The 2,950-nt window shown below is 69.8% G+C and carries 2 protein-coding genes; both read left to right on the top strand.

The genetic code is table 11. From position 1 onward, the window contains the following. The first annotated feature begins 295 nt into the window (after positions 1 to 295). Positions 296 to 1,804: an ATPase domain-containing protein gene (locus I53_RS23355; RefSeq protein ID WP_043355227.1), complete on the top strand. Its 1,509-nt coding sequence runs from the start codon at positions 296 to 298 to the stop codon at positions 1,802 to 1,804. Then, entirely contained in the window at positions 1,791 to 2,831 is a 1,041-nt protein-coding gene (locus I53_RS23350; RefSeq protein ID WP_043355225.1) for a sensor histidine kinase, read from the top strand. Before I53_RS23355 ends, I53_RS23350 begins: the two co-directional genes overlap by 14 nt. Positions 2,832 to 2,950: the final 119 nt, after the last annotated feature.

Below are 2,950 nucleotides of genomic sequence, written 5' to 3'. Positions count from 1 at the left end.
CGAAGGGTCCGGGCAGCCAGTGAGCGCGCGACCCCCCGGCGCCCGCAGGATGCGGGCGCCGGTCCTCCATCGCGGCGCCAATCCCGGCTGCCGCACGGCGCGGCCGTCCGGCAGGACCGATGTCCCGGTCGCGCCGACGGTCGCGCCGACGGTCGCGCAGACGGTCTCGGCCGGCGCAGGAGCGCGGCGGACGGGGTTTCGCCCTGCGCGCTCCTTCGTGTACGAGACCGGGCTCCGCGTTCCGTCACGCGGTCGGTGGGCTGCCCGCCCGTCGGGCGACGGCAGAGACCTGGACATGGCAGTGACCGATCAAGACGCGGCGCCGGTCTGTACCGGAGTGGCCGGCCTCGACCACATCCTGGACGGCGGCTACGCGTCCCGGCGCTCGCACCTCATCGAGGGCCGGCCCGGATCCGGCAAGACGACGCTGGCGATGCAGTTCCTGCTCGACGGCGTGCGGCGGGGCGAGCGCTGCCTGTACATCACGCTGTCCGAGAGCCGGCGCGAGCTCCTGAACGTCGCCGGGCGCCACGGCTGGTCCCTCGACGGCATCGAGATCTTCGAACTCATCGCGCCGGAACTCAGCCTCGACCCGAACCAGCAGCAGAGCCTCGTCCATTCGTCCGATCTCGAACTCGGCGAGACCATCCGCATGGCGATCGCCGAGATCGAGCGGACCAAGCCGCAGCGCGTCGTGTTCGACAGCCTGTCCGAGATCCGGCTGCTCTCGCAGGGTTCGCTGCGCTACCGCAGGCAGGTCCACGCCCTGCGCAGCTTCCTGCTCATCCAGAACACCACGGCGCTGCTCCTCGACGATCTGACCGCCGAGGCGGACGACCTGAATCTGCACAGTCTCAGCCATGCCGTGATCCGGCTGGAACAGCTCGCGCCGCTCTACGGCGGGGAGCGGCGGCGCCTGCGCGTGATCAAGATGCGCGGCACGCCGTTCCGGGGCGGGTTCCACGACTACGTCATCCGGCGCGGCGGTCTCACGGTGTTCCCGCGGCTCGTCGCGGCCGAGCATCTCGGCACCTTCGCCGACGACCAGTGCGGCACGGGCAGCCCCGAGCTCGACCTGCTGCTCGGCGGCGGCATCGATCGCGGGACCAGCACGATGCTGATCGGCCCGTCCGGCGTCGGCAAGTCGACGGTGGCGCTCACCTGCGTCACCGCGGCGATCGCCCGCGGCGAGAAGGTGCTGATCCTCAGCTTCGACGAGACCACGAACGTGCTGCGCCGCCGGGCCCGCGGCCTCGGCATGCCGATCGACGCCGTGATCGCCTCCGGCGATCTCCGGGTCGAACAGATCGATCCGGCGGAGGTCTCGCCCGGCGAACTGGCCGACATCGTGCAGGAGGCGGTCGAGCACCAGGGCGTGACGACGGTCGTGATCGATTCCCTGACCGGCTATCACAACGCCATGCCGGAGGAGAACTACCTGCTCCTGCAGATGCACGAGTTGCTGACCTACCTGAACCAGCAGGGCGTCGTCACGCTCCTGGTCCTGGCCCAGCACGGCATGATCGGGGCGATGGGCGCCAATGTCGACCTGACCTATCTCAGCGACACGATCCTGCTGTTCCGCACCTTCGAGGCCGATGGCCGGCTGCGGCGCGCGATCTCGGTGGTGAAGAAGCGGACCGGCAGCCATGAGAACGCGATCCGCGAATTGCGGATCGACTCCGACGGGATCCGCGTTGGCGAACCACTCAGCGCGTTCAGGGGTATCATGACCGGCGTTCCGACATTCGAAGGTGAACGGTCGTCCCTCTTGCCCACCCACAGGGCTGATGACCGACGCTGAACCGCCGGTTCTCCTCTTCACGCCGGGGGGCCGCGACGCCGTCGTCGCCGCGACCATCCTCGGCGAGGGACAGATCGCGTCGCAGATCTGCGGCAGCCTCGCGGAGGTGGTCGCCCGGCTCCACACGGCCGCCTGCGCGGTCCTGACCGAGGAGGCGCTGCTCTCCTCGAACCGGCAGGCGCTGGCGGACTGGATCGCCGCCCAGCCGCCCTGGTCCGACTTCCCGTTCATCCTCCTGCGACTGCGCGGCGCCGAGCCCAACACGCAGTTGACCGACCTCTTGGGCAACGTGAGCGTGCTGGAGCGCCCGTTCCATCCGGCGACCCTGATCATGGCGGCCCGGGCCGCCCATCGCGCCAAGCGCCGGCAGCTCGAGGCGCGGGCCCATCTCGAGGAGCGCGAGCGGACGACGGAGCGGCAGGCGCTCCTGATCCGCGAGCTGCATCACCGGGTCAAGAACACGCTGGCGACGGTGCAGGCGCTGCTCGGGGCTTCGGCCCGGTCCGCCACCACCGTGGACGCGTTCTACGAGGCGTTCTCGGCGCGGGTGATCTCGCTGGCCAAGACCCACAATCTCCTGACCGAGGATTACTGGCAGCAGGCCCCCCTGCGCGAGATGCTGATGAACGAGCTGGGGCCCTACAACGACGTCGAGGGCTCCCGCATCCAGCTGGACGGGCCGCCGATCGACCTGATGGGCGACCTCGCAGTCCCGACCGGCATGGCCATCCACGAGCTGACGACCAACGCGGCCAAGCACGGCGCCTTGTCGGTTCCGGAGGGCTGCATCCGGATCCGCTGGGGTGTCGAGCAGACGCCGGCGGCACGCATGCTCCATCTCGACTGGACCGAACGGGGCGGCCCGTTCACGGAGACACCGACGCGGAAGGGCTTCGGCTCGACGCTGCTGCAGCGCGTCCTGAAGCTCCAGTGCCAGGCGGAGATCGCCTTCGATTTCCAGCCGGCCGGCCTGCATTTCACCATGCGTGCGCCGCTGCCCGAGACGCGCGTCGTCCCGACCTACTGAGCGCACCGGTCCTCGAAAGCCGGCGGCCAGGATCCGACCGCGGGATGTGCGCTTTCACACAGAAGTGTGGTGCATCCTCCGGCTCAGGTCGAACCGATCGCAGGTGCGAGATTTGGGAT

It is taken from the genome of Methylobacterium sp. B1, assembly GCF_000333255.1.
Lineage (GTDB): Bacteria > Pseudomonadota > Alphaproteobacteria > Rhizobiales > Beijerinckiaceae > Methylobacterium > Methylobacterium fujisawaense.
The sequence above is the reverse complement of the archived record's forward strand: the minus strand, read 5'-3'. Positions and strand labels throughout refer to the sequence as shown.

What these genes read in the sequence shown, in the direction of transcription:
- I53_RS23355 (WP_043355227.1), top strand. Translation starts at nt 296, where the DNA reads ATGGCAGTGACCGATCAAGACGCGGCGCCGGTCTGTACCGGAGTGGCC.
- I53_RS23350 (WP_043355225.1), top strand. Translation starts at nt 1,791, where the DNA reads ATGACCGACGCTGAACCGCCGGTTCTCCTCTTCACGCCGGGGGGCCGC.